At 54.2% G+C, this 26,048-nt stretch carries 25 protein-coding genes and 1 tRNA gene; 5 read left to right on the plus strand and 21 right to left on the minus strand.

The features are described 5' to 3' along the window. Positions 1–28 precede the first annotated feature (28 nt). The 9 genes from PXG97_RS15420 to PXG97_RS15460 all read right to left on the minus strand — a co-directional run bounded on the left by PXG97_RS15420 (position 29) and on the right by PXG97_RS15460 (position 8,741). On the minus strand, positions 29–871 hold the full coding sequence (locus PXG97_RS15420; protein ID WP_276498676.1) for a sulfurtransferase: 843 nt from the start codon (positions 869–871) through the stop codon (positions 29–31). 78 nt (positions 872–949) lie between these two features. After that, a complete protein-coding gene (locus PXG97_RS15425) occupies positions 950–1,228 on the minus strand; it encodes a YciI-like protein (RefSeq protein ID WP_276498677.1) in 279 nt (92 codons plus the stop codon). Positions 1,229–1,331: 103 nt separating this feature from the next. After that, the gene (locus PXG97_RS15430) at positions 1,332–1,688 is read right to left on the minus strand and encodes a helix-turn-helix domain-containing protein (RefSeq protein ID WP_276498678.1); all 357 of its coding nucleotides are present in this window, start codon (positions 1,686–1,688) and stop codon (positions 1,332–1,334) included. An 11-nt stretch (positions 1,689–1,699) separates the two neighbouring features. Continuing rightward, positions 1,700–1,993 (minus strand): type II toxin-antitoxin system HigB family toxin, encoded by a 294-nt coding sequence (locus PXG97_RS15435; RefSeq protein ID WP_276498679.1) that lies wholly within the window; start codon positions 1,991–1,993, stop codon positions 1,700–1,702. Positions 1,994–2,116: 123 nt separating this feature from the next. Next, a complete protein-coding gene (locus PXG97_RS15440) occupies positions 2,117–2,722 on the minus strand; it encodes a hypothetical protein (RefSeq protein WP_276498680.1) in 606 nt (201 codons plus the stop codon). 407 nt (positions 2,723–3,129) lie between these two features. After that, positions 3,130–3,759 (minus strand): thioredoxin family protein, encoded by a 630-nt coding sequence (locus PXG97_RS15445; protein WP_276498681.1) that lies wholly within the window; start codon positions 3,757–3,759, stop codon positions 3,130–3,132. A 12-nt stretch (positions 3,760–3,771) separates the two neighbouring features. Then, the gene (locus PXG97_RS15450; RefSeq protein ID WP_276498682.1) at positions 3,772–4,266 is read right to left on the minus strand and encodes a TlpA family protein disulfide reductase; all 495 of its coding nucleotides are present in this window, start codon (positions 4,264–4,266) and stop codon (positions 3,772–3,774) included. 704 nt (positions 4,267–4,970) lie between these two features. Then, positions 4,971–6,182: a PepSY-associated TM helix domain-containing protein gene (locus tag PXG97_RS15455; protein ID WP_276498683.1), complete on the minus strand. Its 1,212-nt coding sequence runs from the start codon at positions 6,180–6,182 to the stop codon at positions 4,971–4,973. An 84-nt stretch (positions 6,183–6,266) separates the two neighbouring features. After that, positions 6,267–8,741 (minus strand): TonB-dependent receptor, encoded by a 2,475-nt coding sequence (locus PXG97_RS15460; protein ID WP_276498684.1) that lies wholly within the window; start codon positions 8,739–8,741, stop codon positions 6,267–6,269. Between the two features lie 251 nt (positions 8,742–8,992). Here PXG97_RS15460 and PXG97_RS15465 point away from each other — a divergent pair, with 251 nt between their 5' ends. Then, positions 8,993–9,550, plus strand: coding sequence for a type 1 glutamine amidotransferase domain-containing protein (locus PXG97_RS15465; protein ID WP_276498685.1), 558 nt, complete (start codon positions 8,993–8,995; stop codon positions 9,548–9,550). A gap of 95 nt (positions 9,551–9,645) precedes the next feature. On the opposite strand, the gene PXG97_RS15470 is transcribed toward PXG97_RS15465, so the two are convergent. The 3 genes from PXG97_RS15470 to PXG97_RS15480 all read right to left on the minus strand — a co-directional run bounded on the left by PXG97_RS15470 (position 9,646) and on the right by PXG97_RS15480 (position 11,830). After that, entirely contained in the window at positions 9,646–10,194 is a 549-nt protein-coding gene (locus PXG97_RS15470) for a DUF6992 family protein (RefSeq protein WP_276498686.1), read from the minus strand. A 120-nt stretch (positions 10,195–10,314) separates the two neighbouring features. Then, a complete protein-coding gene (locus PXG97_RS15475; RefSeq protein WP_276498687.1) occupies positions 10,315–11,034 on the minus strand; it encodes a YceI family protein in 720 nt (239 codons plus the stop codon). Positions 11,035–11,197: 163 nt separating this feature from the next. Beyond that, positions 11,198–11,830: a porin family protein gene (locus PXG97_RS15480; protein WP_276498688.1), complete on the minus strand. Its 633-nt coding sequence runs from the start codon at positions 11,828–11,830 to the stop codon at positions 11,198–11,200. 533 nt (positions 11,831–12,363) lie between these two features. On the opposite strand from PXG97_RS15480, the gene PXG97_RS15485 reads away from it, so the two are divergent. After that, entirely contained in the window at positions 12,364–13,266 is a 903-nt protein-coding gene (locus PXG97_RS15485; RefSeq protein WP_276498689.1) for a histone deacetylase family protein, read from the plus strand. 80 nt (positions 13,267–13,346) lie between these two features. Here PXG97_RS15485 and PXG97_RS15490 read toward each other — a convergent pair whose 3' ends face one another. From PXG97_RS15490 to PXG97_RS15510, 5 genes are all read right to left on the minus strand, one after another. After that, positions 13,347–13,553 (minus strand): hypothetical protein, encoded by a 207-nt coding sequence (locus PXG97_RS15490; protein ID WP_276498690.1) that lies wholly within the window; start codon positions 13,551–13,553, stop codon positions 13,347–13,349. A 19-nt stretch (positions 13,554–13,572) separates the two neighbouring features. Further along, on the minus strand, positions 13,573–13,752 hold the full coding sequence (locus PXG97_RS15495; protein ID WP_276498691.1) for a hypothetical protein: 180 nt from the start codon (positions 13,750–13,752) through the stop codon (positions 13,573–13,575). A gap of 41 nt (positions 13,753–13,793) precedes the next feature. After that, positions 13,794–14,501 carry a methyltransferase domain-containing protein gene (locus PXG97_RS15500; RefSeq protein WP_276498692.1) on the minus strand — a complete coding sequence of 236 codons (708 nt, stop codon included), beginning with the start codon at positions 14,499–14,501 and terminating at the stop codon, positions 13,794–13,796. Continuing rightward, positions 14,476–15,603, minus strand: a complete 1,128-nt coding sequence (locus PXG97_RS15505; RefSeq protein ID WP_276498693.1) for a type III polyketide synthase — start codon at positions 15,601–15,603, stop codon at positions 14,476–14,478. The genes PXG97_RS15500 and PXG97_RS15505 overlap by 26 nt, the downstream gene beginning before the upstream one ends. A 186-nt stretch (positions 15,604–15,789) precedes the next feature. Beyond that, on the minus strand, positions 15,790–16,908 hold the full coding sequence (locus tag PXG97_RS15510) for an NAD(P)/FAD-dependent oxidoreductase (RefSeq protein WP_276498694.1): 1,119 nt from the start codon (positions 16,906–16,908) through the stop codon (positions 15,790–15,792). A 170-nt stretch (positions 16,909–17,078) separates the two neighbouring features. Between PXG97_RS15510 and PXG97_RS15515 the strand changes: the two genes are divergently transcribed. Then, a complete protein-coding gene (locus PXG97_RS15515) occupies positions 17,079–17,459 on the plus strand; it encodes a T9SS type A sorting domain-containing protein (RefSeq protein ID WP_276498695.1) in 381 nt (126 codons plus the stop codon). 72 nt (positions 17,460–17,531) lie between these two features. Here the strand turns inward: PXG97_RS15515 and PXG97_RS15520 are convergent, their stop codons facing one another. From PXG97_RS15520 to PXG97_RS15535, 4 genes are all read right to left on the minus strand, one after another. After that, positions 17,532–17,873 carry a hypothetical protein gene (locus PXG97_RS15520; protein ID WP_276498696.1) on the minus strand — a complete coding sequence of 114 codons (342 nt, stop codon included), beginning with the start codon at positions 17,871–17,873 and terminating at the stop codon, positions 17,532–17,534. Between the two features lie 111 nt (positions 17,874–17,984). Next, complete coding sequence (locus PXG97_RS15525; protein WP_276498697.1) at positions 17,985–19,040, minus strand: ArsO family NAD(P)H-dependent flavin-containing monooxygenase; 1,056 nt, start codon at positions 19,038–19,040, stop codon at positions 17,985–17,987. A 271-nt stretch (positions 19,041–19,311) separates the two neighbouring features. Continuing rightward, positions 19,312–19,386 (minus strand) — tRNA-Arg (locus PXG97_RS15530). A 63-nt stretch (positions 19,387–19,449) separates the two neighbouring features. After that, positions 19,450–20,649 (minus strand): Pycsar system effector family protein, encoded by a 1,200-nt coding sequence (locus tag PXG97_RS15535; protein ID WP_276498698.1) that lies wholly within the window; start codon positions 20,647–20,649, stop codon positions 19,450–19,452. 387 nt (positions 20,650–21,036) lie between these two features. Here PXG97_RS15535 and PXG97_RS15540 point away from each other — a divergent pair, with 387 nt between their 5' ends. Then, positions 21,037–24,855: a BamA/TamA family outer membrane protein gene (locus PXG97_RS15540; protein ID WP_276498699.1), complete on the plus strand. Its 3,819-nt coding sequence runs from the start codon at positions 21,037–21,039 to the stop codon at positions 24,853–24,855. Between the two features lie 74 nt (positions 24,856–24,929). After that, on the plus strand, positions 24,930–25,958 hold the full coding sequence (locus PXG97_RS15545; protein WP_276498700.1) for a DUF6268 family outer membrane beta-barrel protein: 1,029 nt from the start codon (positions 24,930–24,932) through the stop codon (positions 25,956–25,958). Positions 25,959–26,048 lie beyond the last annotated feature (90 nt).

Genomic DNA, 26,048 nt, shown 5'->3' on the forward strand with positions numbered 1-26,048 from the left:
CAGCATCATTTGCCGCCCTATTTATACTTTACTTTTCCCCGGTGCCGATCTCACGCCCGCTCCTCGACCACTCGCTCCAGGAGCCAACGTATAGCTTCGGTATGTCCAGGCCCGCGTAGTCCATGGCCAGCAAGGTATGGCAGGCCGTTACCCCGGAGCCGCAATGCACCGTCACATCCTCTGGTTTGCGGTTGCCGAGCGCTTCTTTATACTTTGCCCTGAGCTCCTCCTGCGGCAGGTAAAAGCCGTTGCTGTCGAGGTTAGAGGTGTACGGGATGTTCACGGCACCCGGAATGTGGCCGGCTACCAGGTCAATGGGCTCAACCTCGCCACGGAAGCGTGCAGCGGCGCGCACATCAACCACCAGATTTTCGGGGTTCTGAACGGCTTGCTCCACTTCCTCTACAGTGGCAGTGGGCAGTTGCCAATCCTGTTGCGGGTAAGGCTGCTGCGGCATAGGCTGCTCCGGCTTGCTGCTAACAGGAACACCCGCTGCCACGGCAGCTTGGTAGCCTCCGTCCAGCACCTGCACCCGCTCGTGGCCCATCGCTTTCAGCATCCACCAAAAGCGCGCCGCGGCGTTGGCACCGCTCATGTCATCGTACACCACCACATGGCTCTCCGGGGTTATGCCCAGTTGCCCCAGAAAAGCTGCAAACTCCGGAGCGCTTGGCAGCGGATGCCTGCCCCCCACCGCGGGGTTATCCGTCGGCCTTGCCAGGTCTGTCTCCAGGTCGGCAAAGAGTGCGCCCTGCAGGTGCGCTGCCTTATACTTGTCCCCGGCATCGGGGCCGGAACGGGCGTCTATTAGTATGAGGGGCTGCTGCTGGAGGAGTGAAACCAGGTCCTGTGGCTTGATGATAGGATTCATAGTTTATAGGTTGGGTTTTAGAAGGAAGCCCCGGGGTAAGTATAAACACTAACTCCGGAGCCTGGTACATCATATACGTTACTCACCGCCGGCAACCACCGTCCATTGGCGCACCTGCCACTCCCGGATCAGGCCGTTCTTTACATACGGGTCGTTCTTGGCAAATTCTTCGGCCGCCTGCGGGCTGTCGCCCTTAAAGATGAAAACGGCACTGTCGGCAGGGTCTGCCATGGCACCGGCCATTACCAACTCGCCTTTTGCATGGGCTTTGTTGATCAGGTCCAGGTGCTCAGGGCGATACGCGCCGCGTCTCTCGAGGTAATCTTCTGTGGTTTTGTAGAAAAGGATATAATACATATGTGTGAGTTTGTGATGTTCAGTTTTGTGTAACGGTTAGTATATGCATAACCCGTGCGTAGCAAGGGATTTGTATATACAGTGTTAGAAGGTTGTTTTTCTTTTAGTATTCCTGAATAAGCACATTTGTCGGGATATTCAACGTCTTATGCAGATTCCTTATCATTTCCAGTGTGAGCTTTCTCTTTCTGTTCAGCACCTCACTTACCCTACTCTTGAAGCCCAGCACTTCGGCTAAGTCCTTCTGCTTTATACCGAGTTGTTCCATTCTGAACTTTACTGCTTCAATCGGGTCAGGTGCTTCAATCGGGAAGTGTTCCTTCTCGTAGGAGTCTATTAGGAACGAGAGCACCTCCAACTCATCGCCGTCCTGAGTGTCCGGTTCTGCGTCAAATATCTCTTCCAGCCTTTGCAGGGCCAATTGGTAATCTTCTTCTGTTTTTATCAGCTTAATATTCATTTCTATTTTAGTTAAATTTTAGTAGCGTCAATCTTATCATATTCAGCATGCGTCCCGACAAAGCGTATCCAAACAATTCCATACTTGTAGTTGATTCTGACGATTAACCTATAGTTATTCCCCTTGATGTTGAAGACCATTCTGTTGTCCTCCAGTATGCTAGCTGAAGGGTAATCTTTCTTTATGTCGTTCGGGGACTTCCATTCAGCCTGCTCTGCCTCGCTATACCAAGCTTTTAGCTGCTGCTCACTGTCGGCATGCTTTTCCCAAAAATCCCGCAGTGTCCGTTTTGCTATTACTCTCACTTCTTTAGTTTAGAACTCAAATATAAAGAAAAAAGTTACCAAAATGGTAACTTCAAGATAAGATTTTATTCTAAATTTCTTCTAACGGTTAGGCTATAGTGTGTTTATAAACTATAGCTGTTGTTAGCCAGCAGTTATTTTCCATGCCAGATAGAACAGAAAAGCTGTTAGAAAAATCAACATTATCAGCCAGTACATACCAGATGAACCAAACAGTTTCTGCTCGAACTTACCATACTGTTCAGGGTCACCCACAAAACCTTCTGGCAGTTTCTTGGTAACAGCTTTTAGCCTATTTATCAATATGTAATAATCGGCTGTCTCGTATGAGTTGAAGCTTAGCACTTCTCCTGCTTCCTTTGTGAGTACAGTAGCCTTTCTCCCCCTATGAACCTGATATGTTGTGCTTTCATGCTTTGCTGAAACCTCGTAATCTTCTTCCTTTATCTTGCTTATATTTTCCAGGTAGACTTCAAGGTAAACAGGCAGAATTGGTGATTTATAAATAAGCCTTCTATCGGTGAGAATCAATTGTTTCATTCGGAATGAGTCTAATAATGACCAAAAACCGAAGAAGGCGAAGAAGCCTACAAGTAAAGCGTAAGTTAAATCGTAGACTTTTGTTTGGGACGTAATTAGAAGCACAAAAGCGGAACAAAGTAGAAAGCCTCCAATTCTGAACAATAAGAATTGTTTATTAACCCCAGACTTATGTATAATTTCTTCCATTTCTTAAATGTTGGCTAACTATAGTGTATAAGGAGCTGTTCCGGTTATTGGCCCTATATGTGGTGCTATATGTGCACGGTTTAAAAATTGAATGTGTAAACATGCAATATAGAACATTAGTAATACAAGATAACACTAAAGTGCCTATCAAGCAAACTCTATACATAAGTAACCAGGAATGCCTTAAAAGCATTGGATATAAAGGTTTTGTATGTGGTATTGATGTTGCTGTGGTGGTAGTCCGTTTGCAAAGGAAACATATTTTAAGCAGCCTGCTTATCTATAGGCGTATCATGAAACGGATAGTTACGTATATAAACGCTTATCTCGGCTAAATTATAAAGTCCCTGTCATTTTACCTGACAGGGACTTTATACTGTACTCCTTGTAACCGGGATAAAACTAAACTACGCCTCCTTCCACTTTATAGTGCAGCCAATGGCTTTGGTGTGAGGCTGGCTGACGGCTTTGCCTGCTACCAACTCATCCAGAGCAGCTTCGGCATATTTCTTTCCTACCTTAGAGGCGTCGCGGGAGTTATCGTCAATAGTGCCAATGTAGGCCACTTTATACTTGCCGTCGTTCTGCTTCTGCACAACATATAGGTGCGGCGTACGGGTGGCGCCATAAGCTCTCGTAATCTCCTGCGTTTCGTCCTGCAGGTAAGGGAAGGGGAATTTCTTCTCCTGCGCGCGCTGCTGCATGTCGGCAAAAGAGTCTTTGGGCGAGGCGCTCACATCGTTCGGGTTGATGGCGATAACGGGATAGCCTTTCGGCGCATACTTGTTGTGCAGCGCTATGAGGCGGTCTTCGTAGGCAACGGAGTAGGGGCAGGTGTTGCAGGTAAAGGTCACGATGAAGCCTTTGGCATCCTTGTAATCGGCCATGGAAACCATTTTGCCGTCCACGTTCTTCAGCCTGAAGTCGCGGGCAGTATCGCCTACCTGGTAGCCGTTAGAGGCAGGAACAGCTGCCAACAGGGCGCCCACAAACAGCAGGCAGAGAAAATTTACGAAAGGTAGCTTAGCTTTTTTCATAGTGGGTAAATGTTATGGTTTATACTTTGTGATCAGGCTTTGCAATTCCTCCTGCGACAGCTCCCGCTCTACAAACTCATACTGCTTTCGCTTGTTGTTGAACACCATGGTGGCCGGTATGGCGCCGCTCCATTTGGGCTCCAGTTTGTCTATCCAGGTGTTGGCGTCTACCTCGTCCAGCAGCAGCACATCCGACTGTAGGTTGCGCTTCTGCACGAAAGGCTTCACGCGTTTGTCCAGGTCTTCGGCGGCATCCATACTAACCAGCATCACGCGCACCGGCTGATCTTTATACTGCTCCGAGAGCGCCTCGAAGTACGGCATTTCTTTTATACAGGGCTTGCACCAGGTGGCCCAGAAGTTAACCACATATAGTGTGTCGTGCGGAACTGTGCGGATCTGCTCCAGGTCTTTGAATTTTATTACCCTTACCTCCTGCGCAAAAGCAGGGGACGCTACAAGTATAAATGCCAGCGCGGCGAACAGTAAGTTCAGTCTTTTCTTCATAGTATAAGGATAACGTTTCACCGGAAAATATAGGTGTGGGGTTGGCTAAAATTAATATTTACAGTTGATTTCAGGAAGACTATTTAGTGGGAAAGGGGCTTCCGTGGGACCTGTTCTAGCCAGCCCTGCCAAGCAACACCTCTCCCCAGCCCTTTCCAGTTAAGCAGGAAGGATATGGGAGCTCCATGTAATACCTGGTTCAACCACCCATGCCCCTCCTTGTCAAAGGAGGGGAGCTCTGTTCAAGCTCCGTCAGCGGTGGCTATCAAATTTGATCCCAGTCTTTGGGTTGAGCGCCTTCTAGATTTCCGGTGCCGAAGGCATTGCGACAGCAAAGGAAATGTAGACAGCGCGATGCCCGAGGACGAGCCCTCTCGGGCTTGAGAGCACCAAAGCCAGAGATGAAACGAGCCGCTTGTAAGTCGGTGGGTGAACGGTTGTTAGCAAGGATAGCTTGGTTCAAGTGGAAGGAAACAGCGGCTAAGCGAGGCACAAGCGGACGCTTGCGCCAGCAGAAGTGTAGCCAAAGTATAAGGTGTGGCTTTTCAAGCCAGCAGAGTCAGAAATCCGACACCATGGCAATATACCAGCTGAAGACTTACGCTAGAAAGAAAATGCCCCCGCCACGGCTTAAAGTATAAACCGTGGCGGGGGCTGGTATATATCAGTGTTGTCCTGCTTCTCCCAAGAGTCCTCAGGAGAAACTACTTACTGGCTAAGGTGGCATGCGCCGCAGTCCGGACAACTTTGCCCGGCTTCTTCTTGCGCAGCTTGTTTATCCAGATAAGCGTGCCGGTAACGGGCAAGCTGGTGGCTATCAGGCAGGCAATAAAATAAAGGATCTTGGAGAAGGTGCCGTATACATTGCCCAGGTGCAGCGGCTTTATCAGCGATACGATCTGCTCGTTTAGGGCTTTATCGGAGAACTTCTCTACTTTCAGCGGCTCTGCGTTGTGCTTGTTCAGCTGAACTTTGTCCGAGGCGGCCAGGGCAAAAAAGCCTGTCTTGCTCTTTTGGATAACTACCGCCGTGGTGTCATCGGCTGGCAAGGAGAGGCGCAGGTCTCCCGGGTAGGGCAGCAGCAGGTTGGCCTGTGCTACATAATCTTCCGGGGTGGCTGTGGTTGGTGCAGCGGCAATGGGGGCAGGCTTCTCTTTTCGTCCTTTAAACACCTCGGAGCCCATCACGCTGCTCAGGCCGTCGCGGTACCACTCAAACGACCAGCAAAGGCCGGTAAGCGCCATGATCAGCAGCAGGATGGAGGAGTAAAAGCCCAGCGTATTGTGCAGGTCGTGGTTTACGCGCTTCCACTTCGCGTTAGTTTTGATCTTGAGGCCCTGTTTCCAGTTTTTGCGCTTCACGGGGAACCACAGCACCAGGCCCGTTAGCACCAGAAACGTAAAGATGATGGTAGAGGCACCCACGATAACCTTACCCACATCGCCCTCTATCAGCAGCCAACGGTGCAGGCGCATCACAGTGCCGAAGAATTCCGAAGTGCCGCTTTCCGGTGTGCCTACTACGGCGCCGGTATATGGATTCACATAGTAGGTCGCCGGTCTTCCGCCGCCGCCTTTGCCTTTTTCTCCACCCTTTTCGTTCGGTTTGCCTTCCGGGCCACTGGCAGGGGCAATGCCCACGCTGTAGGTACTGGCTTTATCCTCTGGTATGCTCAGGTTCACCACCTTGCCCTTCAGCTCCTGCTCCAGCTGCGCGATCAGGGCGCTGGGGGCCATAGGCTGTGCATCGGCCGGTACCTCCACACGGTACTTGCCCGGGTCCATCAGCTGCTCCACCTCATCCCGGAAAGTATAGATAGTACCGGTAAGGCAAACCACAAACAGCACCAGACCGCTGGCAATGCCCAGCCACAGGTGCACATCGTTAAAGAATTTTCGGAAGGTATACTTTTTCATGGTGCGAGGGGTATAGGTGCTTGAGTTAAAGCAAAACTGCCGATGTAAATATCGGCAGTTTTTAATTATTTGGAATCAATCTAATTAAAATTTATAAGTAACTACACCAGAGAAATTCCGCGGCTGAATTCTGTCGATGAAGTTGCTGCGGTAAGCGTCGTAGCCCACGGTGTCGAAGATGTTGTTAAACAGCGCCCTTACGCCCCAGTGCTTCTTAAACTCGTAGCCCAGCTGCGCATTGACGATGGTGTAGGCTTTGTTGTACCAGGGGGCAGTGTTTGGGTCGATGTTGTGGTACTGCACCCCATCCTGTGTCCAGTCGTTGTAAGGGCGCTCGCCCAGGTAGTAAGCGCCGGCGCCGATGTTCAGGCCTTGCAGCATGCCGCTGCGCAGGGTATAGTTGGCGTAGGCGTTAAAGGTGTGCTTTGGCGTGTTGTTTGGCGCAGAGCCCGGTACAAAGGTGGTGTGGTCTTTATACTGTGCATCTATGTAAGCGTAGCCGGTCACGATCTCCAGGTTCTCCAACACACGGCCGGTCAGTTCCACTTCTACACCTTTGCGCTCGTCATTCCCGCCTTTAACATAGTAGCCGGTTGGCAGCACCACGCCGTTCTCATCCACGGTAAAGGCCTGCAGGTTCATGTCCTTGTTGTTGATCTTGAAGAGCGTCAGGTTAAAGCGCAGGCGGTCGTTCAGCCACTCTGACTTAATGCCGGCTTCCAACTGATCGATGCGCTCGGCGCCCAGCGGGTTACCGTTCTCGTCTACCACCGAGGCTGAGCGCGGGTTGGTGCTGTTGGTATAAGAACCGAAGATGTTCAGGCCGTCTTTAATCGTGAACATCACGCCCGCCAGCGGGTTCCAGAACTCGGTGGTGGCGCTGTTCTCGCCGTCGCTCCTGGTTTTGTTGGTGCTGTAGCGCACGCCACCGTATACCCGGGCCCAGTTAGTCAGCTGAATCACATCCTGGAATGTGGCGCCGAAGCGGTAGTCGTAAGCGCGTGTGCCGCCGGTGCGCTCAAAGGCAGGCAGGTTCTCCGGCAAAGTATGCGAGACAGTGGCCGGGTCGAACACGTTGATCTCGTCTATGGCGATGGAGTTGTAAGTAGGCTGAAACAGGTCGATGTAACGGTAATCAGCACCTAGCTGGAAGGTGTGGTTGATCTTGCCTGTAGCCACCTTGCGGCCTACCAGGTCCAGCTGCAGCACCGTGCTGTTGTCTTCACGGGTGGAGTTGTGCCCGATAGAGCGGCGGTACCAGTTCACCTCGTTCACGTTTACGCCTGTTTGTGGGTTCGCCTTCAGCGCCGACAGGTTGGTCTTGATGGCGTCGTAGTTGTAGTTGGAGTTGAAAACAGCGGCACGCAGGTATAAGCTGTTGGTGATATTGTAGTTGTAGCGGGCGGTGTAGGTGGTATGCTTCAGGTCTGTCTTGTCAGACTCAAAGCCCAGGTAGCGCTCCGACGGCAGGTCGTAAATTTTGTTCTCCTTGTTGCCGACAGAGAGGTTCACCGTACCCGGGTCTATGGTTTGCGCCTCGTTAAAGTAGTCCATCTCCAGGGTTAAAGTGCTGCGGTTGTTTGGCCGCCACTCCAGGGATGGGTTGATGTAGAACGACTCGTTCTCCATGTGGTCGCGGAACTTGCCGCCGTTCTCATAGGCGCCGTTCAGGCGTACGGCCACTTTGTTGCTTTTGTCCAGCACGCGCTGCACATCAAAGGTAGGCCTGATCAGCCCCCAGCTGCCGGCGCGCAGCGACACGCTGCCGGAGTTCTCGAACTTAGGGGTTTTGGTGACGATGTTCACGATACCGCCCGGGCCACCCAGGTCCGTAGAGGCACCCATGGTAATAGAGCTGGCGCCCTTCAGCACCTGCACGCTCTCCACCCCCTGCATGTCGGTAGAGAAGCCCTGGCCGCGGAAGTCGGTCATTACGCGCACGCCGTTCTTCAGCGTCGGGATGCCACGGAAACCGCGCGAAGAGATGCTTTCGCGCACCCCGCCGTAGGTAGCGTAAGTATAAACGCCCGGCACGTTACGCACCCCCTCGATCACCGTCAGCGCGCCCTGCTGCTCAATCAGTTTTTCAGAGATCACCGAGATGCTCTGGATCTGCTCGCTCGGCTTCAGGGGCAGGCGCGTGATGGCATCCAGCTTCTCAGGCTGCTTGTCTCTCACCCCGAACACCTCTATCTCCGATACCTGGTTCGCTTTGGCAGCCAGGCTAAAGTCAATTGTCTTGGTCTCGTCGTGGGCCAACTGCACCTTGGCAGTGCTGCTGTTGTAGCCCATCATCATGGCCCTTACCTGGTAGGTGCCCTCCGGCAGGCGCCTGATCTCAAAGTAGCCGTTGTCATCGGTTACCGTGCCCAGCTGGGTGTTTTCGATAACAATGCTGGCTGCCGCCACGGGCTGGCCATCTGCCTGCAACACGCGGCCCTTAATGGCGGCGCCCTTGTGATGGGAGCGGTGTTGTTGCTGGTGCTGCTGTTGCTGTTGCGCCGAGGCCATGTGGCTAAGCGTGAGTAGCGCAGCAAGTAAAGTATACTTTCTAAGCATATCGCGGTTTGGTTTATGGGGGCCTTGCAAGGCATTTCCTTTGCTGTGCCAGGCCTTTTTGTTTATTTAGACTAATTACAAATAGTGGCACAAACTTAGGCTGCCAGGCTCAAACCCGCAAGTTAATTTTGAAGAAATATTAGCGGCGGCTAAGATTTAATAGGGAGGGGATTTGGAAAGGAGGTTAACAAAAGGCGCACTCAGTCGTTATTTAGATAGGAAATGTTTAACGACTAAAAACAAACTTAACAATGGCTAACAAACTAGAAGGAAAGAAGATTGCGATACTGGTAGAAGAAGGATTTGAGCAGGTGGAGCTGACAAAGCCGCTGCAGGCCCTGAAGGATGAGGGGGCCGAGACGCACATCATCTCCCCAAACAAGAATAATGAGATCAAGGCCTGGAACCACACCGATTGGGGCGACAAGTTTAAGGTGGATAAGAAGCTGAGCGAGGTGAGCGCCGAGGACTACAACGGGCTGCTGCTGCCGGGCGGCGTGATGAACCCCGACCACCTGCGCGCCAACAAGGAAGCCGTGAGCTTTGTGAACAAGTTTATGGAGAGCGGCAAGCCAGTGGCGGCCATTTGCCACGGCCCCTGGACGCTGATCGAGACCGGCAAGGTGAAAGGCAAGAAAATGACCAGCTACCACACGCTGCAAACCGACCTGAGAAATGCCGGCGCCGAATGGGTGGACCAGGAAGTGGTGGTGGATAACGGTTTGGTGACCAGCCGTAACCCCGATGATATACCGGCCTTCAACAGAAAGATGGTAGAAGAGTTTGCCGAAGGGAAGCACGACCGCTAACCCGGCATCATCTATACTTTGCAGCGAGCCGCACTTTACACGTTAAAGTGCGGCTCGCTTTTTTTGGAGATGGCAGGAAGTACGAACCGTGCGCTTTACCCCTGCTGCACCATCCGGAAGAGCGGCTCCGCGTAATTCTCCAGCAGCACCACCAGCACCAAATCCAGCAGCAGCAGGAAAGCCCCCTGAAGGATGATGGACTGCCCCCAGCCCTGCAGCTGCTCCGTTTTAATAGCGGTGCGCGACCGCTCTCTCAGATAGGCCCCCAAAAGTATGAAACCGAAGTCGAGGCCAAGGCTCAGGTACAGCACCTTCTTGAAAGAGACGTGCAGCTGCAGGCTCTCGGCAAGGCTCAGGGCGGCGCTGTCCCTGGAAAGGATAACGTAGAGCGCGAAGCTGGCGATCAACAGGTTGATAATGTTCCAGTATACGTTCATCTGGTAAAGGTACTTGCGGTTGCGGGTGGCCTTGGTCAGCTTAAAGCTGCTGAAAAGTATGTTCACAATGGCCCATCCGCCAAGCACGAGCATACCCGTCTCCAGCGTGCGTGCCTGCCCCTGGTTCAGTTGGCTCAGGCTTTGGCCCTGGGCGCTGGCTGTAAGGCTAAGGAATAGCAAAGAGAGCAGGTAGAGGTATTTTCTCATAGGTAACGGTGGTTTTATGAGTAGGAACGCACAAAAAACGGCTTTAGCATACAGCCGTTGTTGTTTGTGCCGGCAGCACCAAAGGGTTTATGCCTCCGGCGAAGGGTAAGCAACTGTGGGTTAGGGCTTTCGGTGGGTGGCCACGATATCCAGGCCAATGTTTACCTCAGGGCGGATGGTTTTATCGCCCAGGGAGTTGTCGGAGCGGTACACCAGACCCCACTTGGTGCGGTCTATGTTAAAATTGGCCTTGGCGCGCAGCAGGCTGTCCTCCAGCGTTACCCGTGCCGGAAAAGACACACTCTTGGTCTGGCTGCGGATGGTCAGGTTGCCGGTAATGCGGTGCGATGGATTCTTTACCCGGTGCTCGTCATAACGCGGCACCACGCCGCTTACCTGCTCATCGGTGCTATCGTAAGGGGCTATGCCGGTTAACTCAAAAGAGGCGGAGGGGTAGCGTTCCGAGTCGAAGAAGTCGGGGGAGCGCAGGTGGTCGGTAAGCTTCTGGTTACTCTTTTGGTCAATGGTCTTGTCGGCAGCGCGCACGGTGGTCATGTTCAGCTCTATGTTGCCGCCTGTCACCAGGCTGTCGGTCATAAACAACTCGCCTTGCTGTATGTCGATCAGGCCGTTGTGGCGGCCGGTCATTTTCGCCCCGATCCAGGTAACCTTGCTGCGTGCCGTGTCTATAACAAAGGTATCGGTGGGCAAAGTACGGTTCTCCTTTACCACGGCATCACTGATCAGTGCCTCATCGGTCCTGACGGTGGTGTCGCATCCGCTGGTTATCAGCACAAGTACAACCAGCTGCAAGAGCAGGTATCGGAGTTGTTTGCCCATGTTTGTTTTTAGGTGGATAATCTGGGCCAGGGGCCGCATTACAACCTAATGGTACGCTTTTATAGGAAAAAATGATATAGTTTATACTTTGCAGGAGCCCCCACACTAAAAAAAGCCGGTGCTTTGCCGGCTTTTTAAGGATATTGTACGTGCGTTGCAGGGGTCAGAAGCTGATGCCCACATATACCTGGATCACGCCGTTCTTGATGTCCTCGTCTATGCTGGCGCCGCTATCGTTCTGCTTGCGCAGGTCGGCAAAGCCGTGGGCGTAGCGGGCGCCTAGCCTGAAGCGGTCCAGCTTGCCCTCCAGACCGGCGGCAAGGCCGTATTCGAAGGTGTTGTACGGCTCCAGGTCTATTTCCTCATCCTCCACCTTCGCCGACACCATCACGCCTACCTGCGGGCCCAGGTGCACGCTCAGGTTATCGGATATGTTGAACACGGCCAGTACCGGCACCTCCAGGTAATCGAACCTGTAAACAGAGTCCTGCCGCTCAAAGCCCTTGCGGGAGTACAGCAGCTCGGGCTGCAGCGAAAAGAAGTCGCTGAGGCCAAACTGGGCGAAAACGCCTGCGTGGAAGGAGGTGTGGCTGTTGGTGGAGCCGAACTTATCTTTATCGCTGCCGTGCACGCTGGCAAAGCTTACGCCGCCTTTTATGCCTATGCCTGAGTTAGGCGATCGGCTCAGGAGGTTGTGGTTCTGCATAATCCTGCTGGGCCCTTCCATGTCATCATCCTGGGCAAAGCCGGCAACCGACCAAAGCAGCAGTGCGACTGCGAAAAGTATCTTTTTCATAGTTATGGGTTAACAGTGTACATGGCCCCGCATGATGCAAGGAACTTATATAGGGTTTATACTATCATTTCGCACCAGAGGTTTTGTAACGGCGGCTATATTCCTCGAGGCGAAGCGCAGGCTTTGCACACGCTCCTGCTACAGTAGTCTTTATTGTGCTTTTTGATGAATAGGGAAAGTGATATTTAGGTGCGTTGTCGCTGTGGCAACATTTATAAGGGCTGTGGATAATTTCCACACTTCTGCCGGTTTTCACTGAAATATCAGAAATTGAAGCTCTTTTTCACAGCTAATTCACAGCTTTTAGTGGATAAACATGTGTAATCAACAAAGTTATCCACATTTATATACCTTGAAATGCTGGAAAACTCACCACCTGCCCACAAGCTAAAATGGTTACAGAAGTTATCCACCAAGCATAATTGGAGTGATATAAATTGGATAAATTCTGTATGAGAGCGGCGTGAGGAGTAGGCTTGAATTCTGTTGTTTTCGCGAAACACTGGTGCCGTTATTATTGTTAGTTTTGTGCTATGCTGAAGATTGCCTGGTCCGAAATATTTGCCCACAGCCTGCCCGAAGGCCACCGCTTCCCGATGGAGAAGTATGATCTGTTGCCCGAGCAGCTGCTGTACGAGGGCACCATTACGCATGATAACTTATTTGCGCCTGATCCGCTTAAAGAGCAGTTCATCCTCGACACACACGATACCGACTATTGGCAGCGGCTTAGTAACCTGCAGCTCACGCCGTCGGAAATCCGAAAGACAGGCTTTCCGCTCTCCGAGCAGCTGGTGCAGCGCGAGGTGGTGATCATGAACGGCACGGTGCAGGCCAGCCTGTTTGCGCTGGAATATGGTATCGGGATGAACATCGCCGGCGGCACCCATCACGCCTTCACCGACCGCGGCGAGGGCTTTTGCCTGCTCAACGACATTGCCATCGCGGCCAACCACCTCCTCAAGTATAAAGGTATCAGCAAAGTGCTGGTGGTGGACCTGGATGTGCACCAGGGCAACGGCACGGCGCAGATCTTCGAGTACGAACCGCGCGTGTTCACCTTCAGCATGCACTGCGGCCACAACTACCCGTTTCATAAAGAGAAGTCGGACCTGGACGTGCCGCTGGCCGAGGGTACTGATGACAAAACCTACCTGGCTATACTTCAGGAGAAACTGCCGCGCCTGCTCGACGAGGTGCAGCCGGAGTTCGTGTTCTTCCAGTCGGGGGTGGATGTGCTGGCCACGGATAAGCTGGGCAAGCTGGGCATGAGCATAGAGGGTTGCAAGAAACGCGACCGCGCGGTGCTGGAGCTGTGCCGGAAAAACAACCTGCCGGTAACGGTAAGCATGGGCGGCGGCTACTCCGAGAAGATCGCGCACATTGTGGAGGCGCATGCCAACACGTTTCGGCTGGCGCAGCAGCTGTGGTTTTAGTGGAGGAATTTTGAAGGAGTGATTGAGCGAATTAGTGAGTTATCAATGCTGCTCATCCTGATTCAGACGAGAAGTAGTCTTTAATCCCGCTCCCGCAGCTTGTCCTCATCGCGCTTCTTTATCGGGAAGATCATCCGGAGGATGAGGTAAATGACAGGGGCTAGGGCCAGCGTCAGGATCACGATCAGGATGACCTTGAGCGCCTTGAAGAAAATGGTGATGGCCAGTGCCGAAAGAATAACGGAAACCGAGAAAAGGATCCAAAAGTTAATGGTTTGTCTGCTCATGCCTGTACTTTAAAGGATACTACGAAGATGGGCGCTCACCGGTGGCAATGCGGGCAACATACATGAAGAGCGGGAATAGGTAGAACATCAGCTCTGGCAGCGAGGGCACCGTCCCTTTATCAGCGACCAGTATAAGCGCAAGCAAAGTATAGGTAAGAGCCAGCCACAAATGGAGCCGCAGCGGCAAAAGCTTGTTCATCAGCATCTTTATTGAGAGGTAAAGCTTAATGCACAGGTGGTTTATACTTTGTACAACAGCAACTGCCACCGGAAGGCCCACATCCAGCGCAGCTTATACTTCGTGACGCCTGCCTGCCGCACCAGTTCCTCCAGCTCCTGCCTCCGGAAAGCCCGCCATACCGAAAGCGGCGCGTCGTTTTTTACAAGATGTGACCTGGAAAAGGCCCCCGTGATGTACTTGATGGAGTAATACGCCAGCCAGTGCCGGTGCAGATCGTTGATGATAACGGCCATACTTGCCTGCTGGTGCAGTTGCCCGAACATGCGCACCAGCTGCGCATCCGTAAAATGGTGGCAAAACAGGCTGCAGACCACCACATCATATTTTTTTTTGGCGAATTCTTCCGAGAAAACATCGTGCTGCTGCACCTGCACCTCCGGGTAGTCACGGCAATGATTACGGGCGTACTGCACCATAAAGTCGTTGGCATCCACGCCCACCAGCTCTACATTTATACTTCTGCGCCGGGCCCAGCGGGCCATACTTGTTAGGGTGTCGCCGCCGCCGCAGCCAATGTCAGCGATGCGCAGGTGCCGGGGCTTATACTTGGCCACCAGCTTATCCAGCGCATCCAGCACCACTTTGTGCCCGCCCAGCCAGTTGTTGATCACCTCCAGCTCGGCCAGGTTCTGCCGCAGCTCCTCGCCACTTAGCGTCAGGTCGTCCATCAGCTCCGGCTCGTTAGACCGTTGCCTCAGCATGTGCATAGTGTACTTTGAGCAACATCGATTCGAGGGTAAGGCCGGGGCCGAAGGCAAAGCTCAGCACCGGCTCGTTCTGCTCCTGCGGCGTCAGCGTCTGCATCAGCTCCTTCAGCACAAACAGCACCGTGGCCGACGACATGTTGCCGAAGTCGCGCAGCACCTGGTAGGCGAAGCGGTTGTCGTGGCGCGACATGCCCAGTTCCTGCTCTATCACCTCCAGGATGCGGCGCCCGCCGGGGTGTATGGCAAAAAGCTTTATCTCGGAGGCAGTGGTCTTCAGCCCCTGCAGCAGCCGCTCGGTCAGTTGTTTGATGCCTTTCTTAATGAGGTCGGGCACGTAGGAGGAGAGCGTCATTTCAAAGCCGGTGTCGCCGATGTGCCAGGCCATGTCGCGCTTGCCCGCCGGGGCCAGGTCGCAGTGGAACGACTGCAGCTCCAGGCTCACTTGTTGGCAGGGCTGCCCCTGCATCAGCACGGCCGCCGCCCCGTCGCCAAACAGAGCGTTCGACACCAGGTGGTCCTGCTCCGGGTTTTTCTGGAAATGGATGGTGCAGATCTCGGTGCATACCAGCATCACCTTCGCCTCGGGGTTTGCCCTGCAAATAGAGTCTGCCAGCTTAATGGCGTTAAAGGCCGCATAGCAGCCCATAAAGTTCACCGACGTACGCTGCACACAAGGCGAGAGATCCAGCCGCTCCACCAGCTCAATATCCAAGCCAGGGGCGTACATGCCCGTGCAGCTCACCGTGATCAGGTGCGTCAGCTCGCGCAGCTGCGTTGGCCCCGCCTGCTCCAGGCAGCTGCGTATGGCTTTCTCTGATAAGTCCACGGCATGGCGGCGGTACACATCCATGCGCTGCTGCACCGTGGGGAAAGGCTCTAGAGTAGGGGTGTTGGGGTAAAAGGAGAAGCTGCCGTTCTGGCGGGTATAGTCCTCCAGCACACTGTAGCGCTGCCCGATGCCCGACACGCGGTACAGCGCCTTCAGCTTGCGGGTGTCCTGCTCGCCAAACTGCAGGGCGGCGGCCATAAAATCTGCCACCTGCATCTGCGGTATTTTGTGCGGAGGGTTTGCCGTGCCGATGGCGCAAATATAGCTCTTCATGTAGTCGGGGTTGCAGGTGTAAAGCTTGTATCTATAGACTCTCTTAAGTGTATGGTTAACTTCTGGCAGCCGGAATGGTTTTGGCAGAGGCTGAGAATCAGGAGCCTGCCCCAAGCGGCTGCCTTGGTGTTACGCCTAAGTACGGAAGCAGTGGCGGATAAGATGTGAGCAGCGGCAGGTAGTGCCTCAGAAGGGCCGCCCGTGCGTTTGCCGCATGATCAGCTGCACGGCGGGCGGCACCACCTTCAGCAGCCCCACCGCCGCCTCCGACAGCAGCGGACCACCAAACAGCTGCTGCACCGTGCGCCCCAGGCGAAGGCGGCCGGCAAACTGCTTCTGCCAGGCCAGGGTATACTGCCGCTCCAGCTCCTGCCGCGTATAAGTGCCCGCAAAGTATTGCAATACCTGGTCGGTGGCAATCTTGGCTGCGTGTATGGCCATGGCCATGCCGTTGCCGCAGAGCGGGGTGATCATGCCGGCCGCGTCGCCGCACATCAGCACATGGTTCTCCACGCAGGTTTTGGTGGAGAAGGAGATTTCGTTGATGACCTCGGGCTGCGGGTACAGGAACTCAGCCGCTGTAAAGATCTGGCGCAGGTGCGGGTTGCGGTAAAGTATGGCCTGCTCCATGGCCGGTATGGAGCCGTGCTTTTTCAGGTTGCCGCGGGTGGTGAGGTAGCAGAGGCAGTACTTGCCGTCCTCAATGGCCGAGGTGCCGGCGTAACCGTCAGAGAAGTTGTGCAGGGCGATCAGATTGCGCGGAAAGTCATACCGGACATGGTACTTTACCCCGATGTACGGTGAGCGGGCCCTAAAGAAGCTGCGCTGCAGCTGGCGGTCTAAATTGGAGCGCTTGCCGAAGGCGCCGATGGCAGTGCGCGCTTTTATACTTTTCCCATTGCTTAGCTGCACCGTAAATGCGTCGTTTTCGAAGGTTACGTCTTGCGCTGCCTGCTGAAGCAGGAACTGCACCCCCTGCTGCTGCGCCAGCTCATACAGGTAGCTGTCCAGAGTGTAGCGGCTCAGGCCAAAGCCGCCTAAATCCAATTTTGCCTGCAGCGTGTTTCCGGATGGCGAGCTAAGGGCAAAGTGGCTGATACGGGCAGGGTTCAGGGTGCTGATCTTTGCTCCGAGCTGGCGCAGGTAAGGCAGTGCCTCGTTTGAAACATACTCGCCACACACCCTGTGGAACGGATATGCCTTTTTCTCGACCAGCACCACCTGCAGGCCCGCTTTGGCAAACCCCAGTGCGCTTACCAGCCCGGCCAGCCCGCCACCTATCACCGCCACATCTTTTTTTATCAAACCGGTAGTTCTTTATAACATAAATTTTGTACAACTTTGTGTCTGTAAACTTGGTGAATACCCCCTAATTAGAGGGTATAACACATGAACAAAAAATTAGGCGAAGCGTTTTAATAATGGAACGACTTTTGTCCTATACATTACGTAAAGGATTTAGATATTTGACTTATATGAAACAAATTATACTTTCCGTATTTACATGTCTTACTGTGCTGGTTGTGCAGGCGCAGGCCAAGCCACCTGTGCAGGTGCAGGCTACGCAGCAGCAAACAGATAAAAACCCGCTTGGCTTGCAGCAGGAGGAGGATGTGGCCATTTACCCTAACCCTAGCAATGGCGTGTTCACTGTTTCTGTCTCCAACCTGGAGGCGCAGCAGGTGGAGCTTACCATACTTAACGTAATTGGAAACGAGATTTACCGCGAAACGTTGAAGAACAACGAGCCCAAGCTATCCAAGACCATCAACCTGGACCGCCACGCGAAAGGCTTATACTACATTAAGCTGGAAGCAGATAATTACAGTGCGGTGCGGCGCGTAGTGATAAAATAGTAGCAGCAGCATACCTGACAGCAACAACGGCTGCCCTTGAAAAAGGCAGCCGTTGTTGCTGTCAGGTATGCTTTAGCGCTTCTCCGGAAGGATGGTTTTGGGCACAAAGCCGGTATACTGCGCCGTGTCCTGCCGGATGCGGGCTTTCGCGAACATGGTGTTGGAGGTATCGAGGATGTGGATCTGCTGCGTGGTGTCAAAGTAAGCTACAGAGTTTGCCTCAAAGTTAGGTTGGCTGTAGAGCTTGCCGCCGATGAGCGGCTTTACCATGTAAAGCACATCAGGGGGAAGTGGGGTCGGCTGCCCGGTTTCGCTGGCAATGGTGGCACTCTCCTCCCCATGCGTGTGTTCATCCCGGCCAGAGCAGGCACTCAGGCAAAGTACGGTAAGGGTAGCAAGAATGGGTATTTTCATAGGAATGCAAGGGAGTATATGTCTATGTGTATATGTGATATTAACTATAATGTTGCAAAAGGAGATGTAAAATATACTTTAGGCCAAGACGCTAGGAGCCAGAACACGGCATCAGCGCTCCTGCAGGTATGCCTGCACCTGCCCCACGGTCTCCCTGGCCGACCGGCCCACGCCTATAAGCGTAGCAGAGGCGAAACCAGTCCAGCCGCCATAGCCCACCAGCCAGAGGCCAGGGCAGTTTTTGGCCTTAGTGCCCTCTGTGTCTACCTTGCCGTTGTCGGTAACCACGTTCAAGGGTTCTAGGTGGTCCAGCGCGTAGCGGAAGCCGGTGCACCAGATAATGACATCGAACTGCTCGCGGCGGCCATCCTGCCAAACAACGCCTGTCTCCTCCAGGGCTTTAAAGGTGGGTACCGCGTGCAGCACACCTCTTTCCCGGGCGGCCTTTACAGAAGGAACCATCACAATGCTGCCTAGGTTCAGGTGCTTTGCATTAAATTCCCGCCCCTCTTTTTCAGCATAATACTTAGCCGAGGCCACATCAAAAAGCACGCGCCCATCCACATTGTCGGGCAGGAAGCAGGGCGTGCTTTGGGTAGCCCACACGGTCGTCGCCACCAACGATACCTCTGCCAGTATTTGCGCGCCCGAGTTGCCCTCGCCCACTATGAGCACCTTTTTGCCCCGCAGCGGCTGCGCATTTTTATACATGGATGCGTGCAGCTGCAAGCCCTTAAAGCTGTTGCGTCCGGGCACGTCCGGGATGTAAGGCTTTTGCCAGGTACCGGTGGCGCTGATAAGAGCTTTGGCGTGGTAGGTTCCGTCGCTGGTGCGAAGTATAAAGTCTCCGTTTTGTCCGCGGGTAACCTCCTGCACCTGCACCGGGCGTTGTACGGGTACCTGGTAGCGCTCCTCATACTGCTGCAGGTAACGCACCACCTCATGCCGGGTAGGAAAAGCATGCTGCGACTTTGGCATCAGCCAGCCGGGAAGGGAGCTTTGCTCAGAAGGGGAGAAAAGGGTGAGGGAGTCCCACGTACGCTGCCATGCCCCACCGGCAGCCACCTGATCGTCAAGCAACAGGTAGTTTAAGCTGGTTCTGCGCAAAAAATAGGCGCAGGCCAGGGCGCTCTGTCCGCCACCGATGATGATAAGGTCGTATGTCATTCTCTTCTGTACTGCTTGCTGTTACTGGCTAGCATGGAATAGGTCCTCACGAAGTTACATACTTTATTTGAAGTGTTGTAAGGGGCAAAGATGATTAGGGGCGGGCAGGGCCGGAGATCCTTATTCTCTAGAGCCGGTGCCTGGCGGGCCGGCTAAACAATAGGTCAAACATTTTGCGCCCACTGTGGGACGCTAGCGGGTGGGGTTGTGTAAGGAAGTAAGTGGCTTTACAGGAGTTCTAGCGGGGTGTAAGCGCCTGCAGAAGGGGTATTGGTGGCCTTGCCAGGAATCGAACCTGGATCTAGAGTTTAGGAAACTCCTATTCTATCCATTGAACTACAAGGCCAGAGGTTTATACTTTGGCAGGGCGAATTTAAAGGATTTCTGCCACAAAACAAGCAGCTGCTCGCTAGTAAGAGGCAACGGCTACACCAAAACCAACCACGGTAAGTACCAGCCCTACCATAAAGATGGTGTACGAAATGCGCAGGATCTTGTATTTTCGGTTAAGCACCTCGCCCAGGTAGTAAATATCCGTGATCATGTTGTTGTAGAGAGACTTCTTGTCGCGCATGATGTCGTGCATGCCTTTCTGGAATTCCTCTAACGGCAGGTTGGTGAAGTTGCCGAAGAACAACAGGTTAACCTTGCGCGTATCCAAGCGCTGGTCCTTCTTCTTTTTAAATGTGAAGCTGGTAACCTCCGGCTGGGCGGAAATGATGGCGAACACCACCGACCCGAGCGTGGTGAGCAGCAGGATGCTGATGGGGATAAGGAAAGTACGGTGCGTGGTGTAGTCGGTGCCGATAGTAGAGGTCTTGGCACTGAGATAAGTGATAATGACTGAAATGATGATAGCGTTCAGACTGATCATCATGTTAGCCTTATTGTCGGCAATGGCACTCAGGTTCAGGTGGGTGCGGTACGTGTTCCGGAACATCGTCTCGATGCCGCGCTTAGGCTGCGCCAGTGTCTTGCGGTTCTTTTTCTCCTCCTTCTTTTTCTTCTCAATCTCCTTGCTCAGGCGGCTGCGCTGTTCCTGTATGTTCAGGCCCAGCTGCGAGGCAAACTTGCGCTGCGCCTGGTTGGTATGGAAGGTGGTGGAGAGCAGGAAGTCCATCTGGAACTGTTCCCACTCGCTGTCCGTGAAAAACTTATCGCGAAAGATCTCCCACTCCACGCGCAGCAGCTCGGCGGTGGCAAAGAAGGTCTCCTTGCCGATGTTAGACATGTCGGCATCCACCAGCAACTCCTGCAGTAGCGTCTCAGGCTCCTGGTCATGCTTGGTGGCCAGGATGATTTCGGCAATAAGGTCGATGCGCTCCTGCGGGTACTGCTTTTCCTGCAGCCACTCCGTGGCAATGCGTACACTCTCCTCCTCGTGCCCCTCATACGTGTCCACATAGCCGGTGTCGTGAAACCAGGCGGCCAGCGCCAGGTCTTGTAGCTGCGCCTCGGTAATCCTGCTGCGCTGGCCCAGGTCCTGGGCTTCTGCTACCGTTTCAAAAGTATGCTTATAGTTATGGTAAACAAGCTTTTTAGACAGCCTGTCTTTGAAAAGCCTGAAAACGTACTCGCCGGCTTGTTTTACGATTGTTTGATCTTCCATAATTGGTTTCGTAGCAGTGCCGGGCACTTGGGTAGTGATGCAGTGCAGGCCGGCGGCAGGGCGCACATGTGTGGCACCTGGTAATCTGCGGTTACGGTAAAATCAGCTTTTTGTTAGTGAAGAGCAGTAACTGCAGGGGTCTGGGGTAGTATACAGGTAGGTAACAACTAAAAGCAAAGTCGTCTCGTTTATGAATCTCGATTCTGCCGTCCCGGTGGCAGCCACCTTGCGCAAGGCAGGCTGCGGGGGCAGCAGCATAAACAAAGCATGGGCTGTCTGTGCATGCGCCTTGTCTTGGGCTAGCCTGCGTATACGTATACTTTACGGGCAACCGGCAAACCGGGGCGGGAGCCTTGCCGGCAGCCATCTTAAGCCAACAAGAACACTATGATCCAACTATTACAGCATACACATCGGCTGTTGGTGCGCCACGGGTGGTGTGTGCTGCTGAGCCTGTTTTTTTCGGCCTGTATCTCTACTGAGCCGCACTACAGCCAAAGCGCCCTTGCCTGGGAGCAGGAGGCCCCTGCCCCTGATAACGATGTACTTTACACGCTGTTCCTGATTGGGGATGTGGGCGCGCCTGACCCGAATGGCGAGCCATCGCTGCAGCTTATGCGCAAGATGATGATGGAGACAGGTGAGAAGAGTGCCACTGTCTTTCTGGGCGATAACGTGTACATGAACGGCCTCCCGCCCGAGGGCAGGTATGACCGGGAGGAATCGGAGAGGCGCCTGAAGGACCAGCTTGACATCCTGAAAGGCTACCCCGGTGAAAAGTACATGATACCCGGCAACCACGACTGGAACCACAGCGGCCGGGGCGGGCTGGAGTATGTGATGCGGGAGCAGCGCTTTGTAAACGCCTACCTGACGGAAGAGAACATTGTGGTGGGGGGCGACTTTTACGTGCCCGGCGACGGCTGCCCCGGCCCCTACGAGGTAAAGCTGAGCGATGACCTGGTGATGATCGCACTGGACTCGGAGTGGTGGCTGCACCCCTTCGACAGGCCCTACGGCGATAACAGCAACTGCGGCACCGCCACCGAGGGCGAGATGCTGTTAAAGCTGGAGGATATCATTGAGAAGAACAGCGGCAGCGATATCTTGATCGTGGCGCACCACCCGCTCATGACGCGCGGGGAGCACGGTGGCTTCTTCACCCTGAAAGACCACCTCTTTCCGCTAACCATGCTCCGCGAGTGGATGTACCTGCCGCTGCCGGTTATCGGCTCCATTTATCCCTTTGCCCGTAAGTATGGCGGTATCCTGCAGGACATCCCGCACCCCCGTTACCAGGCGTATATAAAGGGCTTGCTCGATATCTTTAACAAGTATGATAACATCGTGTACGCCTCCGGCCACGAGCACGCGCTGCAGTATTTTAAGTATAACAACCTGGCGCACATTGTGAGCGGCTCCGGTTGTAAGACTGACTATGTAAAGCCGGGCGTGGCTGAGTATGCCCAGAAAGTGAAAGGCTTTGTAAAGACCACCTACCACGAGAACGGCGAGGTGTGGGCCGAATTTTGGGTGCCGGAAGGAGAAGGGCAGACGGGCAAAGTGCTGTACCGCACGCTGCTGTACGCTAAAAAACCACGCAAGGAGCGTCAAAGGCCTCATGACGACACCAACTACGCCGATAGCACCATCACGCTGGCTGCCAACGTGAAGTACCGTGCCGGCGGCTTGCACAAAACGCTGCTGGGCAAGCATTACCGCCAGGAGTGGGCCACACCGATAGAGGTTCCCCTGCTGGACATGGAAACCGAGCAGGGTGGGCTTACACCCTATCAGAAAGGCGGGGGCAAGCAGACCGCGGCGCTGAAGGTGCGTACGCCGGAGGCCACCGAGTATAGCCTGCGCACCGTGGACAAGGACCCCACCATGTCGCTGCCGCCCTACCTGCGCGAGACCGCCGCCCGCACCCTGCTGCAAGACCAGATATCGGCACAACACCCCTATGGAGCCCTAATCATACCGCCACTGGCTGATGCCGCCGGCGTGTACCATACCAACCCGGAACTGGTGTACATCCCCAACACCCCTTACCTGCGGCAGTACCAGGATGAGTTCAGCAACACGCTGGCTTACCTGGAGGAGGATGCCGACGAGAACCACGAGAATACTGCCAGCCTGGGCTATGCCAAAAACCTGGTAGGCACAGACAAGGTGCTGGACGAGCTGATGGAGGATAACGACCATGAGGTGGACCAGCGCGAGTACGTGCGGGCGCGCCTGTTCGACATGCTCATCGGAGACTGGGACCGGCACGAAGGACAGTGGCGTTGGGTGGAGGAGGACAAGCCGGACAAAGGAAATCTGTACACCCCGGTGCCCGAAGACCGCGACATGGCTTTTTTCAAGGCCGATGGGGTGCTGCCGTGGCTCGTAACCCGCAAGTGGGGCATCCGCAACATTCAGAACTTCGGCTACGACATAGAGGATGTGGTGGGCCTGAACCTGAGCGGCATCACGCTGGACCGCACACTTACCTCTAAGGTAACGCGCGAGGAGTGGCTGCAGATAGCCGAGGACATCCGGCGAAGCATGACCGATGAGGTGATTGAGCGGGCGGTGCAGGAGTGGCCTGAGCCGATCCGGGAGCTGTCTGCCGCCGAAATAACAGCCAAGCTGAAGGCCAGGCGCGAGCAGCTGCCAGCGGCGGCCGCTACGTACTACGACTTCCTGGCGCAGTACGTTGATATCACCGGCAGCAACAAACATGAGCGTTTCCTGATCAAGCGCCTGAACGATGAGCAACTGCAGGTAATCGGGTACAAGACCAGCAAAGAGGGCGAGCTGCGCACCGAAATCTACAACCGCACCTTCCTGACAGACGAAACGAAGGAAGTGCGCATCTACGGCATGGACGGGCGGGACGAGTTCATTGTTTCGGGCCAAGTGGATGAAAGTATACTGGTGCGCATCATCGGCGGCGAGGGTGAGGACATTATCACCGACAGCTCCAGCGTAAGCGGGCTGAAGAAGCACACGGTGGTGTACGACACGGAGCAGGGCAACCAGTTTACCTTTAGCAGCGAGACAAAGGATAAGACTGAGCCGTACGAGGAGGTCAACCTCTACGACCGGGATAACTATAAGCTGCCCTACGTGGGCCCGCGCCTCTCGGCAGAGTATAACGTGGAGGACGGTGTGTTCCTGGGAGCGGGTATACTGTGGCGCACGCAGCGGTTCCGTAAAGACCCCTATGCTGCGCAGCACCTGCTGGAGGCCAATTACGCCTTCCGCACCAGCTCCTATAACCTGGAGTACAACGGTGATGTGCGGCAGGTGCTGGGCTTCTGGCACCTGGGCCTGAACGCGCACCTGCAGGGGCCGCAGTTCCAGCGTAACTTTTACGGGCTGGGCAATGAGACCCGCAAAGACCCTGAGGCTGATAACAGCTACTACCGCGTGCGCTACGAGCGCGTGTCCCTGAGCGCCCTGCTTTACCGGGAGCCGTTTGCCTTTGTGAAGGTAGGTATAGGCCCCACTTATGATAAGTTCAGTGTGGAGAACCCAGGGGGCGAGAGTTTCCTGGTAGACCAGGCGCTGGCCGGGCAGTTAAAGGAGGGTACCTATGATGTGGAGAAAGGCAGGTTTGAGACACAGCACTACCTGGGCGGCAAAGCCTTTTTCAACCTGGAGGTGCTGGGGAGCAACAGCACAGTGGCTAACCCGCGTATCGGCATGCGCTGGTACAACTCCATCAGCTACAACCACCAGCTGGGCGCGGAGGGGCTAAGCTTTACCAACCTCAGCACCGAGTTTCGGTTTTACATCACGCCTAACTTCCCGTTCAAGCTTACCTGGTCGGGGCGCTTAGGGGCTGCCCGCAATTACGGCGATTTCCGCTTTTACCAGGCCAACACCCTCGGGGGCACCGAGAACCTGCGAGGCTACCGCCGCACCCGCTATGCCGGCCGCGGCAGCGTGTATGCCAACGGAGAGGGCCGCCTGCACCTGCTTGACTACAACCTCTATCTAACACCAGGCAAGCTGGGGGTGCTGGGCCACATAGATGCCGGCAGGGTGTACTATGACGGCGACCCGGATAGGGGTTTCCTGCGCGACCTGCACATGGGCTATGGCGGCGGCGTGTGGGTAGACTTGCTGAACCGAACCGTCTTGTCCCTGACTTACTCGGTGGGGGATGACGACGACGATGACCTGTGGCTACTGAAATTCGGGTTCTTTTTCTAACACAAACCCGAATTAGAAGTATAAACGGGAGACCAGTATCACGAAGAATATTGGCTGAACCAAAACTCTGAACTATGAAAAATAAGTTACTACTGACGATACTTTTGCTGATACCATTTCTTGTGACGGAGGCACAGGTGCCCGAAACCGAGATGCTGGAGGAACTGGAGGAATACGCCTCGCCGGGTGTGCGCGGTATGGGCAAGCCACGTGGTGTGGTGGTGAGCTATGAGCGCCTGCCGAACTTTGATATCGAATCGGAGTCGGATGACCCGAGGCTGGGCAATGGGAAGGGGCGCATCCACCGGCACAACAAGTTCTCGGTACGTGCGCTGGCCCCGGTGCTGAACAAGCCGCAGACCAAGCTCATCGTCGGCTTTAACTATGAGCTGGAGGAGTTCAACTTCAAGGACCTCACCCCCACCTCTTATGACCTGTACCGTTACCTGGAGGACAAGAACCTGAAAAGCATAGGCGTGCAGGCAGCTTACCTGCACTCGCTGAACCAGCGGAACTTCTACCTCATCCGGGCAAAAGGAGAGCTTAACGGCGACTATACCCGCGACGACATTAACATCTCGGACTACCTCAAAGTAACCATAGACTTAGCTTACGGCTGGAAGAAAACACCTGACTATGCGATAGGTGTAGGCCTGCAGTGGGGCTATACTTTCGGGCGGCAAAGGGTGTACCCGGGCATCCTCTATAACCGCACCTTTAACCAGAAATGGGGGGTGGAGTCTATCTTCCCGGCCAATGCCAGGGTACGCTACAATGCCAACGAGAAGACGCTGTTCTACGCCGGATACCGCCTGGAGGGAGCCAGCTATGACCTGTTTGCTGATAAGACGGAGCTGAAGCAGTTTGGGGAGATAGAGCTGCGCCGCACCGACATAAAAGGTTTGGTGCGGATGGAGCGTGAGGTCTACGACTTTCTCTGGTTTGCCGTGGAGGGAGGCTTCCGGCAGTACTACAGGCACCGCATCTTTGACGAAGTAGGTTCCAGGGATGAGCTGATCATAAACGACCTCTCCGGGGCGCCTTACGTAGGAGTGGAGGTCTTTTTAGTGCCGCCCAGGCGGTTTACTGAGAAGAACCGTTAAGGAAGTATAAAACAAAGGCTAAAGCTACAGAAGTTAAGCAGATATGCAATATCTTGATACTACTATTTTATAGGTAAACGCTTGATGCTG

It is taken from the genome of Pontibacter litorisediminis, assembly GCF_029360645.1.
In the GTDB taxonomy this organism is placed as follows: domain Bacteria; phylum Bacteroidota; class Bacteroidia; order Cytophagales; family Hymenobacteraceae; genus Pontibacter; species Pontibacter litorisediminis.

Coding starts and splice junctions, on each gene's coding strand:
- PXG97_RS15465 (WP_276498685.1), top strand. CDS start 8,993: ATGGCTAACAAACTAGAAGGAAAGAAGATTGCGATACTGGTAGAAGAA.
- PXG97_RS15490 (WP_276498690.1), bottom strand. CDS start 13,553: ATGAGCAGACAAACCATTAACTTTTGGATCCTTTTCTCGGTTTCCGTT.
- PXG97_RS15525 (WP_276498697.1), bottom strand. CDS start 19,040: ATGACATACGACCTTATCATCATCGGTGGCGGACAGAGCGCCCTGGCC.
- PXG97_RS15420 (WP_276498676.1), bottom strand. CDS start 871: ATGAATCCTATCATCAAGCCACAGGACCTGGTTTCACTCCTCCAGCAG.
- PXG97_RS15445 (WP_276498681.1), bottom strand. CDS start 3,759: ATGAAAAAAGCTAAGCTACCTTTCGTAAATTTTCTCTGCCTGCTGTTT.
- PXG97_RS15470 (WP_276498686.1), bottom strand. CDS start 10,194: ATGAGAAAATACCTCTACCTGCTCTCTTTGCTATTCCTTAGCCTTACA.
- PXG97_RS15505 (WP_276498693.1), bottom strand. CDS start 15,603: ATGAAGAGCTATATTTGCGCCATCGGCACGGCAAACCCTCCGCACAAA.
- PXG97_RS15460 (WP_276498684.1), bottom strand. CDS start 8,741: ATGCTTAGAAAGTATACTTTACTTGCTGCGCTACTCACGCTTAGCCAC.
- PXG97_RS15430 (WP_276498678.1), bottom strand. CDS start 1,688: ATGAATATTAAGCTGATAAAAACAGAAGAAGATTACCAATTGGCCCTG.
- PXG97_RS15495 (WP_276498691.1), bottom strand. CDS start 13,752: ATGAACAAGCTTTTGCCGCTGCGGCTCCATTTGTGGCTGGCTCTTACC.
- PXG97_RS15440 (WP_276498680.1), bottom strand. CDS start 2,722: ATGGAAGAAATTATACATAAGTCTGGGGTTAATAAACAATTCTTATTG.
- PXG97_RS15540 (WP_276498699.1), top strand. CDS start 21,037: ATGATCCAACTATTACAGCATACACATCGGCTGTTGGTGCGCCACGGG.
- PXG97_RS15455 (WP_276498683.1), bottom strand. CDS start 6,182: ATGAAAAAGTATACCTTCCGAAAATTCTTTAACGATGTGCACCTGTGG.
- PXG97_RS15545 (WP_276498700.1), top strand. CDS start 24,930: ATGAAAAATAAGTTACTACTGACGATACTTTTGCTGATACCATTTCTT.
- PXG97_RS15515 (WP_276498695.1), top strand. CDS start 17,079: ATGAAACAAATTATACTTTCCGTATTTACATGTCTTACTGTGCTGGTT.
- PXG97_RS15450 (WP_276498682.1), bottom strand. CDS start 4,266: ATGAAGAAAAGACTGAACTTACTGTTCGCCGCGCTGGCATTTATACTT.
- PXG97_RS15425 (WP_276498677.1), bottom strand. CDS start 1,228: ATGTATTATATCCTTTTCTACAAAACCACAGAAGATTACCTCGAGAGA.
- PXG97_RS15520 (WP_276498696.1), bottom strand. CDS start 17,873: ATGAAAATACCCATTCTTGCTACCCTTACCGTACTTTGCCTGAGTGCC.
- PXG97_RS15535 (WP_276498698.1), bottom strand. CDS start 20,649: ATGGAAGATCAAACAATCGTAAAACAAGCCGGCGAGTACGTTTTCAGG.
- PXG97_RS15475 (WP_276498687.1), bottom strand. CDS start 11,034: ATGGGCAAACAACTCCGATACCTGCTCTTGCAGCTGGTTGTACTTGTG.
- PXG97_RS15480 (WP_276498688.1), bottom strand. CDS start 11,830: ATGAAAAAGATACTTTTCGCAGTCGCACTGCTGCTTTGGTCGGTTGCC.
- PXG97_RS15485 (WP_276498689.1), top strand. CDS start 12,364: ATGCTGAAGATTGCCTGGTCCGAAATATTTGCCCACAGCCTGCCCGAA.
- PXG97_RS15500 (WP_276498692.1), bottom strand. CDS start 14,501: ATGCACATGCTGAGGCAACGGTCTAACGAGCCGGAGCTGATGGACGAC.